This is a genomic window from Phyllobacterium myrsinacearum (assembly GCF_014138285.1).
Taxonomy (GTDB): Bacteria; Pseudomonadota; Alphaproteobacteria; order Rhizobiales; family Rhizobiaceae; genus Phyllobacterium; species Phyllobacterium myrsinacearum_A.
This window is the reverse complement of record NZ_JACGXN010000002.1, coordinates 276,431-290,623: the sequence shown is the minus strand read 5'-3', so window position 1 is coordinate 290,623 and position 14,193 is coordinate 276,431. Positions and strand designations below refer to the sequence as shown.

The following is a 14,193-nucleotide window of genomic DNA, read 5'->3' as shown; positions in this document are numbered from 1 at the left end:
TCAACGGGATCGAATTATTCATGGAAATCAATCTTTTGATTCTGTTTCTTGCTCTGCTTGCAGACCGCTATGTCGGCGATCCCGATTGGCTCTGGCAGCGGCTTCCGCATCCTGTCGTGCTGTTTGGCAAGGCCATCACCTTCATTGACAAACGTTTTAACAGGACTGGCAATACCGAGCAGGAAAGGCGGCGTAGCGGCTTTCTCGCCATGCTCGCCCTGCTGCTTGTCGCGGCTGGTATTGGTGTGCTGATCCATTGGGCGCTGACGATGATCCCGCCTTTTGGCGGTTTGATCGAAGCGCTGATCGTGGCTGTGTTCCTCGCGCAGAAGAGTCTGGGTGAGCATGTGGCACGGGTTGCCGATGCGCTGCGCAATGACGGGCTGGTCGGCGCGCGCCGCGCTGTGTCGATGATCGTCGGGCGCGATCCGCAGGTGCTGGATGAGTCGGCCATTACACGCGCAGCGATTGAAAGCCTTGCGGAAAACACGTCAGACGGGATTATCGCGCCTGCCTTCTGGTATGCGCTGTTCGGCCTGCCGGGGCTTCTTGCCTACAAGATGCTGAACACGGCGGACTCCATGATCGGCCACCTCAATGACCGTCACCGCGACTTTGGCCGCTTTGCAGCGAAACTGGATGATGTTGCCAATTGGATTCCGGCGCGCCTCACCGGACTTCTGATCGCGGCGGCCGCCTGGATTTTGCGGGGAGGGAAAGCTGCTGCCCGCGCATTCAATGTGATGATGCGCGATGCGCGGCTGCACCGTTCGCCCAATGCGGGATGGCCCGAAGCGGCTATGGCCGGGGCCATTGATATCGCTCTTGCCGGGCCGCGCATCTATGGCGGGGTGGTTGCCAACGAGCCGATGCTCAATGGAGCGGGTCATCGCGATGCCGGTGCCGAGCACATTGATGCAGCATTGCAGGTTTACGGCGTGGCGACAGCGCTTTTCATGGGTGTGCTACTGGTCTTGTTTTTCCTTGGATTGTTCTAACCCTGTTCGCCGATGCGGCGGGCGAGCGCCTTGTGCAGATCGGGTGACGCTTTGACCAGCGCCCGGCCCGCTTCGGAGCGCGGCTGGCGCAGGATTTCTTCTGTCTCGCCGCGCTCGACGATCTTTCCCTCGGACATGACCATGACCGTGTCGGTGATGGCCCGCGCTACGGCAAGATCATGGGTGATGAACAGATAGGCGATGCCCAGCCGGTCGTTGAGGTCAGCGAAGAGATCAAGAATCTGGGCGCGGATCGACACGTCGAGGGCAGAAACCGGCTCATCGGCGACGATGAGTTTCGGCTCGGTGATGATCGCACGGGCAATGGCCAGCCGTTGACGCTGACCGCCGGAAAACTCGTGCGGATATTTGTGCTTGTCGGCACGCGGAATGCCGACTCGCTCCAGTGCGCGGTGTACCCGGTCGCGCCGCTCCGTGTCGGACAATTCCCGGTCGAGCAGATAGAGCGGTTCGGAGATCAGGCGTTCGGCTTGGTGGCGCGGATTGAAGGAACTATAGGGATCCTGAAAAACCACCTGCATATTGCGCCGTACCGGGCGCAGATCGTTCTGCGTCAGCTTGTCGATACGGCGCCCGGCGAAATGAATCTGACCTTGGGTTGGCCTGTCAAGCGCCAGAACCATGCGGGCGAGGGTGGACTTGCCGCAGCCGGACCGCCCGACGAGAGCCGTGGATTGCCCAGGCTTGATATCAAAAGTGACGTCGTCCACCGCCCGGAAATCCGGATCGCGGCCGAACAGTCCCTTGCGGCTGCCCGGATAGGTGCGCGACAGATTGCGGATCGCCAGCAATGGGCCATCCGGGGTTGTCTGGGTCAGGTGATGCGGCGTACGTTCGGGGACATGCATCGATGCCTGTGCCAACTGGCGCGTGTAAGGGTGCGTTTGTTCTGTCAGGATTTCTGTGGTTTCGCCATTGTCCATGACTTCGCCATGCCGAAGCACGGTAATCGAATGGGCCATGTCGGCGACCACGGCAAGGTCGTGGCTGATCAGCAGCAGGCCCATCCGCTCTTCGTCGACGAGGCTTTGCAGAAGCTCGAGAATTTGTTTCTGCAGGACCACATCGAGCGCAGTGGTAGGCTCATCGGCGATCAGCAAACGGGGTTTGAGTGCGCAGGCAATGGCGATCACCACGCGCTGGCGCTGGCCGCCGGAGAGCTCATGCGGATAGCGGCTGAGCGGAAACTTTTCGGCCGGCAGGCCGACACGATCGAGAATGGCGCGCGTCTGCTCCTCGGCGACGGCACGGGTGGCGCCGGTATGCAGCCTGATGCCTTCCGCGACCTGCTCACCAATAGTTTTGACCGGATTGAGCGCGGTCATCGGCTCCTGAAACACCATGCCGATCTCGTTGCCGCGAAGGCGGCACATTTCCGCCTCGCTGGCTGCGAGCAAATCCTTGCCATCGAAGCGGATTTGCCCCTCGGTTCGTGCACCGCCGGGCAACAGCTTCATGATGCTGAGTGCCGTCATGGATTTGCCCGAACCGGATTCGCCGACGAGTGCGCGGATTTCACCTGTCCTGACGGAAAGGTCGATGCCCTTCAGGGCCTCGAAGGCACCGATGCGCAGGGTCAGCTTGCTGATTTCAAGCAGGTTCATGACCGTTCCCGTCGCATTTTAGGGTCGAGAACATCGCGCAGACCGTCGCCGAGAAGATTGAGCCCGAGCACGGTGATGACGATGGCAAGGCCGGGGTAAAGCGCCATGTGTGGTGCCATGCCGATCATGGTCTGGGCTTCGAACAGCATCCGGCCCCAGCTGGGCATGGGCGGCTGCGAGCCAAGGCCGACATAGGAAAGACCGGCTTCCGCCAGAATGCCAAGGGAGAACTGGATGGTGCCTTGCACGACAAGAATGTTCATCATGTTGGGCAGGATGTGCTCGATGGTAATGAGCAGGCTGCTTTTGCCCGACGCGCGGGCCGCCAGAATATATTCACGCGGCCACAGCGACAGCGCCGCACCACGTGCCACGCGGGCAAACACGGGAATGTTGAAAATACCAATCGCGATGATGGCGTTGACCGCGCCGGGACCGAATACAGCCGTGATCATCACGGCGGACAGAAGTGCGGGAAAGGCAAAGACAAGATCGTTGAAGCGCATCAGGGCTTCATCGATCAGGCCGCCCCTAGCTGCCGCCCACAGACCCAGCGGCACGCCGATGCCGGCGCCGATGATAACGGAAACAAGGGCAACGGCGATGGAATTGCGGCTGCCGACCATGATCATCGACAGGATATCGCGGCCGAAATGGTCGGTGCCGAGCCAATGGGCTGATGATGGTGGTTTGAGCTTGCCGAGAATATCGAACGAACCGACGGCATAGGGTGTCCAGACGAAGGACAGTGCCGCCATCAGCGCCAGTAGGGCCGTGATCGTCAGGCCGATCACGAAGGACCGGTTGGAAAAGGCTTTCGAGATGTTGGCCTGCCATTCGGTGGGTGCACTCATGAACGACCCCGCAGGCGCGGATCGACCAGCGCATAGGATAGATCGACCAGAAGATTGACGAGGATGACCGTGGCAACGAGCAGCATGACGACACCCTCGACCACGATCAGATCGCGCTGGGTGATGGCCTGGAACACCAGACGGCCAAGGCCAGGCAGGTAGAACACATTCTCGATGATGATCGTGCCCGCCAGCAGAAACGCAAATTGCAGGCCGAGAATGGTCAGGACCGGAATAAGGGCATTGCGCAGGGCATGCCGGTACAGCACCTTGCGGCGAGTGAGGCCCTTGGCACGGGCCGTGCGGATATAATCCTCGCCAAGCACATCGAGCAGGGCGGAGCGCGTGACGCGGGCAAGGATCGCAGCCTGCGGCAGCCCAAGCGCGATGGAGGGCAGGATCAGCGATTTCAACCCGGCCCAGACACCGGCATTCCAACCGGGAAAGCCGCCTGCCGGAACGAGCCGTAAGCTGACGGCAAAGACATACACAAGCAGGAGGGCAAACCAGAAATTGGGAATGGCAACGCCGACCTGGGCGATCGCCATCGTGCCGCTATCGGTCATTGTGCCACGCCGCGACGCCGAGAACAGGCCGACAGGAATGGCGATGATTGTCGACAGAAACAGCGAGATCAGGGCCAGCGGCAGCGAAACGGCAATGCGTTCCGTGATGAGGTTCAGGACGGGAACCGAATAGGTATAGGACTTGCCGAAATCACCGACAAGAAGCCCGCCGATCCAGCTGAAATAGCGGATCAACAGGGGCTGATCGAGCCCCATCTGCTGCTGCAGGGCCTGAACGGCATCTTCCGTGGCATTCATGCCGAGCATCAACCGCGCCGGATCGCCCGGCACAATTTCAAGCACGATGAAAACGACGATGGAAGCGGCCAAAAGCGTCAGGATGCCGATCAGAATCCGCTTCGACACGTAATTCAGCATGGGAACGCTGACGTGGGTTTTTGAAAGGGATATTCACCCCCCTCTGCCCTGTCGGGCATCTCCCCCGCAAGGGGGGAGATCACATTGGCAGAAACGCCTTCGCACAAAGGGAAATGTTTCAATTTTCGCAGAAACGGCAATGTAGACTGATCTCCCCCCTTGCGGGGGAGATGCCCGACAGGGCAGAGGGGGGTGCAAGAACCGTGCAGATCCATCAATCTGTCATTCCGCCCATTTCACTGCTGTCAGGTCATTGGCGGGAATGGGGCCGTTTTCCCAGAGCCCTTCGACCTTGGCATCCCAGATACCGGTTTTGGGCAGCTGGAAAAGAAACGCGGCGGGAACATCGGCGGCGAGAATCTTCTGTGCCTGCTGATAGAGTCCGGTGCGCGTGGTCGTATCGGATGTGGCTTCGATCTGCTTGATCACCTCGCGGAAGGCAGGACTGTCATAGTTGAAGTAATAATTGTCCCGAGCGAAGATATTGAGGTCGTTCGGCTCGGTGTGCGACACGATGGTCATGTCGTAATCCTTGCCCTTGAACACCTGTTCAAGCCATTGCGCCCATTCAACCGGAATGATTTCGGCTTCGATGCCGATTTCGCGCAATTCCGCCGCAATGATCTCGCCGCCGCGACGGGCATAAACGGGAGGCGGCAGTTTCAGCGTGGTCTTGAAACCGTCGGGATGGCCGGCCTCCGCCAGCAGCTTCTTCGACAGTGCCGGGTCGTAGGCGGACTCGCCTGTCAGGTCGATATAGGCCGGGTGGTGCGGCGGGAAAAATGAGCCAATGGGTGTTCCGAGGCCGAACAGGGCGCCGTCAATCAGGGTTTTGCGGTCGATGGCGTGGGCAATCGCCTGTCTGACCTTGAGATTGTCGAAGGGCGGCTTCTTGTTGTTCATGCCAAGGACGGTTTCACCTTCCGTCGTGCCGATGACCACCTTGAAGCGCGGATCAGCCTGAAACTGCGGCACGGCCTCATAGCTCGGAAACACCGGAAATGCCTGCACATCGCCCGCTAACAGTGCCGCTGTCGCAGCGGCCGGATCGGGGATGATGCGGAATGTCGCCTTATCAAGGGCAACAGGTGTGCCCCAGTAGGCGGGGTTTTTGGAAATGACGATCTGCGAGCCCTTGGCCCAGTTGTCGACCTTGAAAGGGCCAGTACCGACGGGCTTTTCCTTGTTGGTGTCAGCGCTCTCCGGCGCGACGATGACAGCGGCCGCCCAACCCATATTGTAGAGGAAATCGCCATTGGGCTGTTTGAGCGTGACCTTGACGGTCAGGGGATCAACGATCTCTACGGTATCGATGGACGCGAACAGCGGTTTTTGCGGATTGGTGGATTTCTCATCGCGGGCCCGGTCGAGCGAGAATTTGACATCCTGCGCATCAAAGGCCGTGCCATCGTGGAATTTCACGTCCTTGTGCAGCTTGAAGGTGTAGAGCTTGCCATCCTCGGAGATCGTCCAGCTCTCGGCAAGCGCGGGCAGAACTTCCCCCTTGGCGTTGATCCGCGTCAATCCTTCGAAAACATTGGCATAAACGATTTCACCGATTGCGGTGGCCGCACCGGCGGTTGGATCGAGGTGCGGCGGTTCCAGTACGACGCCCAGCACGAGATCGGTTTTGGCGGCAAAGGATGCGGTGGCGGAAAGAAGCACAAGCGCGCTGGCCGCAAGGGCCGACTTCCAGACTCTGTTCATTCAACGTCTCCCCAAGACTTTGCATAACCCCTGTGCAGATCAGCACATTTTTGTTGGTCTAGATAGAACCGGATAGAAGAACTTTCAGGCCGAGTGCCATGACCTTCGCCGACTCGACCATATCCTCGATGCCCACATACTCGTCCGGCCGGTGGGCGAGGTCGAGAATTCCAGGCCCATAGGCGATGCAGTCATGCAGCAAACCGATGCGGGCAATGTGTTTCTGATCGTAGGTGCCAGGCGAAATCACATATTCCGGCTCCTTGCCGAAAACTTCGCGGATGCCTTGCGCAACGGCGGTGACCACAGGTGCATCACGCTCGGTCATCAGCGGCTGCACCTCCATGATGTCGCGGATATTGTAGTGGAATTTCGGCCGTTCCCATTGCAGCCGGTCGAGGATCGACGTCACCTCGCGCTTGACCTCGGTGATGTCTTCTTCGAGCAGAAAACGCCGGTCGATGACGAGGCGGCAGGAATCCGGCACATTGGGCGAGGGCAGGCCGGAATAGTCATCGGTCTGGCCGCCATGGATCGAATTGATGTTCATGGTGGAGCGTTTTGCGCCTTCCGGTACCACGGGCATGCGGGTCTGCTTCTGGTCGAGTGCCGGAAACAGCTCCTTTTCGAAGGCATCCAGCACCGCGCCCATGTGGCGAACGGCGCAATCGCCCAAAAACGGCATGGAGCCATGAGCAATCTCGCCCTTGGTCTCGATCTCGGCCCACCAGACGCCGCGATGGCCGAGGCAGATGCGATCCTTGTTCAGTGGTTCGGGAATGATAACATGATCGACGCGCGGTTTTGAGAAAAAGCCCTTGCTGGCGAGATAGGCGACACCGCCGAAACCACCGGATTCCTCGTCCACCGTGCCCGAAATCTCGATGGAACCGGCAAAATCCGGATAGACTTCAAGAAAGGCTTCGGCGGCGATGATCGACGCGGCGAGCCCGCCTTTCATGTCGCAGGCACCGCGCCCGTAGACTTTCCCGTCTTTCACAACGCCCTCGAACGGGTCGACCGTCCAGCCATCGCCCGCATCGACCACATCGATATGCGAATTGAAATGCACGGTCTGGCCATGCGTCCGGCCATCGAAGCGCGCGATAATGTTGGTGCGCGGATAGCGGTCGGTGTCGCCGGGTGTACCTTCACCGCGAATCAGCTGGGTCTCGAAACCACTCTTCTTCAACCGTTGCGCGATAAATTCGGCACAGGGTGCGTAAGCTTCACCGGGCGGATTGACCGTGGGAAAGCGTATGAGATCACGGGTCAGCGCAACAAGGTCGTCACGCCGCTTTTCGATTGCACGGGAGAGCTTTTCATCCATTGGTATATCAAATCAGCCTTGGCGACGATTTGGCAAGAGGCAACTTCTTGGCAAATTATATGATGCCGTTTTCCTGGTGAGATGTCGTTAGAGTGTTTGGTAGATTGGAATTGTTCTTATAAAACAGGGATTCTGCGACGTGACCAGCGAGGCAATCACCCCATGACCGAACCGTACATCGCCCTGTCGGAGCCGGTTGGTGACACAATCGCCAAGACCACCTGCTACATGTGTGCCTGCCGCTGCGGTATCAACGTGCATCTGAAGGACGGCAAGGTCCGCTACATCGAAGGCAATCGCGATCACCCGATCAACAAGGGTGTGCTGTGCGCCAAAGGTTCGGCCGGAATCATGCAGCATTATTCGCCGGCGCGGTTGCGTGCGCCGTTGTTGCGGACCGGGCCGCGCGGATCGGGCGAGTTCAAGGAAATCAGCTGGAAAGAGGCGCTGTCGCTTGCCGTCGACTGGCTGCAGCCGGTGCGCGAGACCGCGCCGCAGAAACTGGCGTTCTTCACCGGCCGCGACCAGTCGCAGGCCCTGACCAGTTTCTGGGCGCAGAATTTCGGCACGCCCAATTACGCCGCTCATGGCGGTTTCTGTTCGGTCAACATGGCGGCGGCGGGTATCTATACGATCGGTGGTGCCTTCTGGGAATTCGGCGCGCCGGACTGGGACAAGACCAAACTGTTCGTGCTGTTCGGTGTGGCCGAGGATCATGATTCCAACCCGATCAAGATGGGCATTTCCAAGCTGAAGCAGAACGGCGCGCGGTTCGTCTCGGTCAATCCTGTGCGCACGGGCTATTCAGCGGTGGCAGACAACTGGATCGGAATCAGGCCCGGTACCGATGGGCTGCTGATCCTTGCGATCATCCATGAACTGTTCCGCAACGGCCAGATCGATCTCGATTATCTCCAGCGCTACACCAATGCGCCGTGGCTGGTGATCGACGACGAGGGCAAGGAGGATCACGGCCTGTTCCTGCGGGACGATCTCGGCAAGGCGCTGGTGCGCGATCGCAAAACCGGTGCGCTGGTGCGTTTTGACGAGCCGGGTCACGTCGCCGATCTGAACGCCGATTTCACCACGGATGCCGGCCGCAAGGTGCGAAGTGTCCTGCGGCTGATGGCGGAAAAATATCTCGACCCGCAATATGCGCCCGATGCCGTCTCTGCTGAAACCGGTGTATCGGCAGCGACCATCAAAGGTCTGGCTGCGGAAATCGCACGGGTGGCGTTTGAAGAGGAGATTATCCTCAAACAGCCATGGACCGACATGAAGGGCGAGCAGCACGACGTGATGATCGGCCGCCCTGTCACCTTCCATGCCATGCGCGGCATCTCGGCCCACTCCAACGGCTTTCAGTCGGCGCGGGCACTGCACGTGCTGCAGACCATAATCGGCTCCATCGATTGCCCCGGCGGCTATCGCTACAAGCCACCCTATCCGAAACCGGCCACGGCTCATCCGCGTCCGCATGGCCGGGCCGAGCATGTGACGCCGGGCAAGCCGCTCGCCGGGCCGCATCTCGGCTATCCCCTCGGGCCGGAAGATCTGCTTGTCGATGCGGATGGCAAGCCGCAGCGCATCGACAAGGCCTTTTCGTGGGAAGCGCCGCTGTCCGCTCATGGCATGATGCATATGGTGATCGCCAATGCCCATGCGGGCGACCCCTATCCGGTGGATGTGCTGTTCCTCTACATGGCGAACATGGCGTGGAATTCGTCGATGAATACGCGCGGCACCATCAAAATGCTGGAAGCGCGCGACGAGGCGACCGGCGAGTACAAAATTCCAAAGATCATCTATTCCGACGCCTATTCCTCGGAGATGGTCGCCTATGCCGATCTTGTGCTGCCCGATACGACCTATCTTGAGCGGCATGATTGCATCTCGCTGCTCGACCGGCCCATTTCCGAGCCGGAAGCCGCCTGCGATGCCATTCGCTGGCCGGTGCTGGAGCCTGACCGCAATGTGCGCGGTTTCCAGTCGGTTCTGATCGATCTTGGTGCGCGGCTCAAGCTGCCGGGTTTCGTCAATGAACAGGGCGGGGCGCTCTACAAGGATTATGCGGACTACATCGTCAATCACCAGCGCAAGCCGGGCATCGGTCCGCTGTCGGGCTGGCGCGATGCTGATGGTGCGGGCGAGGGGCGCGGAACACCGAACCCGGATCAGCTGAAAAACTATATCGATAACGGCGCGTTCTGGATGAAGCATATCCCGGAAGAGGCGCTCTATTTCAAGCATCACAATGCCGCCTACCAGCAGTTCGCCATCGATACCGGCTTCTTCGATACGCCGCAGCCGGTGACGATCCAGCTCTATGTGGAGACTTTGCAAAAATTCCGCCTTTCGGCGCTGGGCACCCGCAAGCCGGTCGCGCCGGAACAATACCGGCAGAGGCTGCTGGAATGCTTCGATCCGCTGCCGCTGTGGTACCGGCCCTTCGAGGAACAGGGCGTCGATACAAAGGCTTTTCCCTACCATGCGATCACGCAACGCCCCATGGCGATGTATCACTCCTGGGGATCGCAGAATGCGTGGCTGCGGCAGATCCACACCAAGAACCCGCTCTATGTGCCGGGCGGTATTTGTGATGAGCTTGACCTGAAGGATGGTGACTGGGTGTGGGTGACGTCGCATCACGGCCGTATCAAATGCGAGATCGCGCGCACCGATGCGGTGAACGGCAGGACCATGTGGACCTGGAATGCCATCGGCAAGCGCAGCGGCGCCTGGGCGCTCGACAAGAACGCGCCGGAGGCCACCAAGGGTTTCCTGCTCAATCATCTCATCCATGAATTGCTGCCGCCGAAAGCCGACGGCATGCGCTGGTCGAATTCTGATCCGATTACCGGGCAAGCGGCCTGGTACGATTTGCGCGTGCAGATCGAGAAGGCGGAGGCCGGCGAAGCGCTGAGCGAGCCGCATTTCAGCACGCTGCACCGACCTGGCAGCCAGCCAGAGCCGGCGGATCAATTGCGCTACGGACAGGAGTGGGCCAAATGACCAGCCTGCCGCAAACCCGCAGTGCCAAGAAGCTCGGCCTTGTCATAGACCTCGACGTCTGTGTCGGCTGCCACGCCTGCGTCATCAGTTGCAAGGAGTGGAATACGGGTGCCTATGGCAATGCGCTGTCGGACCAGCACCCCTATGGCGATGATGTCTCAGGCACCTTTCTCAACCGCATTCATAGTTTTGAGGTGGTGCCGGACGGCGGACAGGTGATCGGCGAAGCGGGCGATGCGCGGGTGGTGCATTTTCCGAAATCCTGCCTGCATTGCGAGGACGCGCCTTGTGTCACGGTCTGTCCGACGGGTGCCTCCTACAAGCGTGCTGAAGATGGCATCGTGCTTGTCGACGAGGATAAGTGCATCGGCTGCGGCCTCTGTGCATGGTCCTGCGCCTATGGCGCACGGGAAATGGATCTGGCTGCGGGCGTGATGAAGAAGTGCACGCTGTGCGTCGATCGCATCTACAACGAGACCCTGCAGCAGGAAGACCGGGTGCCGTCCTGCGTGCGCACCTGCCCGGCCAACGCCCGCCATTACGGCGATCTTGGCGATCCTGCGTCTGAGGTGTCGGTCATGGTGGCGGAACGGGGTGGTTTCGACTTGATGCCGGAGCAGGAGACACGGCCGACGAACAAATATCTTCCGCCGCGTGCCCGCACATCATTGGCCAGCGCCGCGCCGATGATTCCGCTCGCTGAAAACACCGAAGGCGCACGCGGGTTCTTTGCGTGGCTCGACAAAACACTGGACCGGATTTGAGCATGAGTTTGCGTTTGTACACCCCAAGGATGCACTGAATGCATCCGGCCTATTCGATCATCATTTTCACCACACTGTCGGGTCTCGGTTATGGCCTCGCCGTCATGCTGGGGCTCGGGTTTCTCGATCCATCAGCATTGCCGACCAAAATCGCTTATGTGACAGCGCTGGCGTTGATCAGCATTGGCCTCCTGTCATCGCTCCTGCATCTTGGCAACCCGCAGCGGGCATGGCGGGCACTGAGTCAATGGCGGTCAAGCTGGCTGTCGCGTGAAGGCGTCATGGCGATTGCCACTTTCGTTCCGCTGACGTCGAATGCCGCACTGTGTCTCTTCATAAACCGGCAGGACGGCATGCTTGGCCTGATCACCGTGCTTGGAGCGCTGATCACCGTCTATTGCACCTCGATGATCTATGCCTCGCTGAAAACCGTGGACTCCTGGCATACACGGCTGACACCGCTCTGCTTCATCCTGTTTTCCCTTTCGGGGGGGACGTTGCTGGCGGCTTGTTTTGCCGGGCAGAACGGATTGCCGCTGCAGGTTCTCGCCATGCTGCTTCTGTTGCTGGCACTTGTGGCAAAAATGGTCTGGCGCAAGCGGGCACGAACGCTGGTTCCATTGTCGACCCCGGAAAGCGCCACCGGGTTGGGCGGTATCGGCACAGTGCGGCTGCTGGAGCGGCCGCATGCGCTGGACAACTATCTCACGCGGGAAATGGGATTTCGCGTTGCCCGAAAACACGCTGAAAAGCTTTGGGTCATCGCCTTTGTCAGCGGCATTTTGCTGCCGGTTCTGGCGCTGCTGACGGCAATGGCCGTTGGCAGCGGTGCGTTCAGCGTCTGTCTCATGGTCTTCGCAATTCTCACGCACCTCGTCGGGCTGTTCGTCGAGCGCTGGCTGTTCTTCGCGGAAGCCAAGCATGCGGTGATGAACTATTATTGAGCGAAGCGAGCGGCATCAGCCGCTCGTTCAGGCGTTCCAGCGTTTGTGGAACCACATCCATTGGCCGGGATATTCGCGAACCCAGGCCTCGACCTTGTCATTGACCAGCTGAACCGTGCGGGCAATGTCGACGGCGCCGGTGTCATCCCGGGGCAGTTCCATCTTTTCTTCGAGTTCCAGCCGGAACCGGCCGCCGGGCAGGCGGACGCATCTTGCCGGATAGACGTCACAATCATACTGCCGCGCCAGCTTGGCCAGAAGCGGATTGGTCTTGCACGGACGATCAAAGAACTGGGATGGCAGACCGCGATGGAATTTCTGGTCGACCAGCATGCCCACATTGCCGTTGGTGTTGAGGACGCTGGCCAGCGACCATGCGGCCCCGGCCTTGGATGGCACGAGGTGACCCATATTGGTGCGGCGGGCGCTGAGGATTTTCTTGGCAACGTACGGGTTGTTCGGCGGGCGAAACAGCGCCGTAACATTGAGATCAAAGGTCGCCGCGCAGATCGGCAGCAGTTCGAAATTGCCGGTGTGGGCGGTGAAGAAGATATGCGGGCGGTCACTCTCGTCGCGGATGCGCTCAAAGATTTCACGACCCTGAACTTCAATCAGCCCAGGCGTGTCGCTGTTCGGGTCATAGTCGAAGATTGCGTCGAGAAAGACATATTCCGCGGTGAGGCGGGCCATGCTGCCCCACATGTCGCGGGCGATCAGCTGCAGTTCTTCCTCGGATTTTTCCGGATAGGCCTTGCGCAGATTGGTCATGGCCACGCGGTGACGGCCCATCAAAGGCCCGATCCTGCGGGCGGACCAGTCAATAAAATTTGTGGCCGCTTCCGCTGGCAGCAATCGCAGGATGCGCAAAATGCCGAAAATCACATGTGCCGACAGCCAGTAGTTGAATGCCTTCAACTTCTGGCTCCAGCGGAACAGGGCAAGTTTGAATTTGAGGTTCATGCCTTAATTGACGCGCAGGATAATCTTGCCGAAAACGTCCCGGCCTTCCATCCGCTTCAATGCCGTATCGATATCGTCGAAACCGACTTCCGTGTCGATAACAGGACGAACCAGACCGCGCGCCATCTTCTGCATGGCATCAGCCATGTTTTCCATACGGCAGCCAAAGGAGCCGAGCAGTTTCAACTGCTGCTGGAACAGCATCATCAGGTTGAGGTTGGTCGAGACACCCGAGGTCGAGCCACAGGTCACGAGCCTTCCACCGCGACGCAGCGACAGCATGGAGCCGGCCCATGTATCAGCGCCGACATGCTCGAAGACGACATCAACGCCCTTTTTCTTGGTCAGCTTGCGCACAACGCCTTCAAAACGGTCGACGCGGTAATTGATGACATGATCCGCACCAAGCGCCTTGGCCTTTTCGATCTTTTCGTCGGAGCCGACAGTGGTGATGACTGTGCAACCCATCTTCTTGGCAAGCTGGATTGCCGCCGAACCGATGCCCGAACCGCCCGCATGCACGAGGATGGTCTCGCCCGCTTCCAGCTTGGCATTGTCGAACAGCATGTGCTCTACCGTGCCGAACGTGACAGGGGCAACAGCCGCCCCGATCTCATCCACACCGGGAGGCGCGGGTACGAGCAGGCGGGCCTTGAGATTCACCTTCTCCTGCGCAAAGCCATCGAGATGGAAGCCGTGTACACCGGAGACATGCTCGCAGAGATTGTCGCGGCCTTCGCGGCAGGGGCGGCAAAGGCCGCACGTCTGTGCGCCATAGATCGATACAAGCTGGCCGGGCAGGAGGTTGCCAACGCCCGGACCGATGGCATCGACCACGCCGGATGCTTCGGCCCCGATGGTCAGCGGCATCTTGCGCTTGGCGAAAGCCATGCCGCGCCATCCCCAGACGTCGATATGGTTCAGAGCGACAGCCTTGATGTTGACCGTTACTTCAGCGGGGCCGGGAGGAGGCGGGGGAGCAATATCGACAATCTCGAGCTTGCGGTCTTCAATCAGCTGTAATGCGCGCATATTATCCGTTTTCCTTTTCGGAG

11 protein-coding genes are annotated in these 14,193 nt (G+C 59.7%); 4 read left to right on the top strand and 7 right to left on the bottom strand.

Translation table 11 applies throughout. The features are described from left to right. Positions 1-20 precede the first annotated feature (20 nt). Positions 21-998, top strand: coding sequence for an adenosylcobinamide-phosphate synthase CbiB (gene cbiB, locus FHW16_RS11000; protein WP_182549238.1), 978 nt, complete (start codon positions 21-23; stop codon positions 996-998). Here the strand turns inward: cbiB and FHW16_RS10995 are convergent. The 5 genes from FHW16_RS10995 to FHW16_RS10975 form a co-directional block, all read right to left on the bottom strand. Further along, positions 995-2,623, bottom strand: coding sequence for an ABC transporter ATP-binding protein (locus FHW16_RS10995; RefSeq protein WP_182549237.1), 1,629 nt, complete (start codon positions 2,621-2,623; stop codon positions 995-997). The genes cbiB and FHW16_RS10995 overlap by 4 nt on opposite strands. Continuing rightward, on the bottom strand, positions 2,620-3,477 hold the full coding sequence (locus FHW16_RS10990) for an ABC transporter permease (RefSeq protein ID WP_182549236.1): 858 nt from the start codon (positions 3,475-3,477) through the stop codon (positions 2,620-2,622). The genes FHW16_RS10995 and FHW16_RS10990 overlap by 4 nt, the downstream gene beginning before the upstream one ends. Further along, positions 3,474-4,421, bottom strand: coding sequence for an ABC transporter permease (locus FHW16_RS10985; protein WP_182549235.1), 948 nt, complete (start codon positions 4,419-4,421; stop codon positions 3,474-3,476). Before FHW16_RS10985 ends, FHW16_RS10990 begins: the two co-directional genes overlap by 4 nt. Positions 4,422-4,643: 222 nt before the next feature. Then, on the bottom strand, positions 4,644-6,128 hold the full coding sequence (locus tag FHW16_RS10980) for an ABC transporter substrate-binding protein (protein WP_182549234.1): 1,485 nt from the start codon (positions 6,126-6,128) through the stop codon (positions 4,644-4,646). A gap of 58 nt (positions 6,129-6,186) precedes the next feature. After that, positions 6,187-7,458 carry an acetylornithine deacetylase/succinyl-diaminopimelate desuccinylase family protein gene (locus FHW16_RS10975; RefSeq protein ID WP_182549233.1) on the bottom strand — a complete coding sequence of 424 codons (1,272 nt, stop codon included), beginning with the start codon at positions 7,456-7,458 and terminating at the stop codon, positions 6,187-6,189. 162 nt (positions 7,459-7,620) lie between these two features. On the opposite strand from FHW16_RS10975, the gene FHW16_RS10970 reads away from it, so the two are divergent. The 3 genes from FHW16_RS10970 to FHW16_RS10960 are packed head-to-tail and all read left to right on the top strand — an operon-like array spanning position 7,621 to position 12,178. Further along, on the top strand, positions 7,621-10,470 hold the full coding sequence (locus FHW16_RS10970) for a molybdopterin oxidoreductase family protein (RefSeq protein ID WP_182549232.1): 2,850 nt from the start codon (positions 7,621-7,623) through the stop codon (positions 10,468-10,470). After that, positions 10,467-11,234: a 4Fe-4S dicluster domain-containing protein gene (locus FHW16_RS10965; protein ID WP_182549231.1), complete on the top strand. Its 768-nt coding sequence runs from the start codon at positions 10,467-10,469 to the stop codon at positions 11,232-11,234. The genes FHW16_RS10970 and FHW16_RS10965 overlap by 4 nt, the downstream gene beginning before the upstream one ends. 38 nt (positions 11,235-11,272) lie before the next feature. After that, positions 11,273-12,178, top strand: coding sequence for a dimethyl sulfoxide reductase anchor subunit family protein (locus tag FHW16_RS10960; RefSeq protein WP_182549230.1), 906 nt, complete (start codon positions 11,273-11,275; stop codon positions 12,176-12,178). A 27-nt stretch (positions 12,179-12,205) separates the two neighbouring features. Here FHW16_RS10960 and FHW16_RS10955 read toward each other — a convergent pair whose 3' ends face one another. Both FHW16_RS10955 and FHW16_RS10950 read right to left on the bottom strand, forming a co-directional pair. Beyond that, positions 12,206-13,138: a lipid A biosynthesis lauroyl acyltransferase gene (locus FHW16_RS10955; RefSeq protein ID WP_182549229.1), complete on the bottom strand. Its 933-nt coding sequence runs from the start codon at positions 13,136-13,138 to the stop codon at positions 12,206-12,208. Between the two features lie 3 nt (positions 13,139-13,141). Then, positions 13,142-14,170, bottom strand: coding sequence for a zinc-binding dehydrogenase (locus FHW16_RS10950; protein WP_182549228.1), 1,029 nt, complete (start codon positions 14,168-14,170; stop codon positions 13,142-13,144). Positions 14,171-14,193 lie beyond the last annotated feature (23 nt).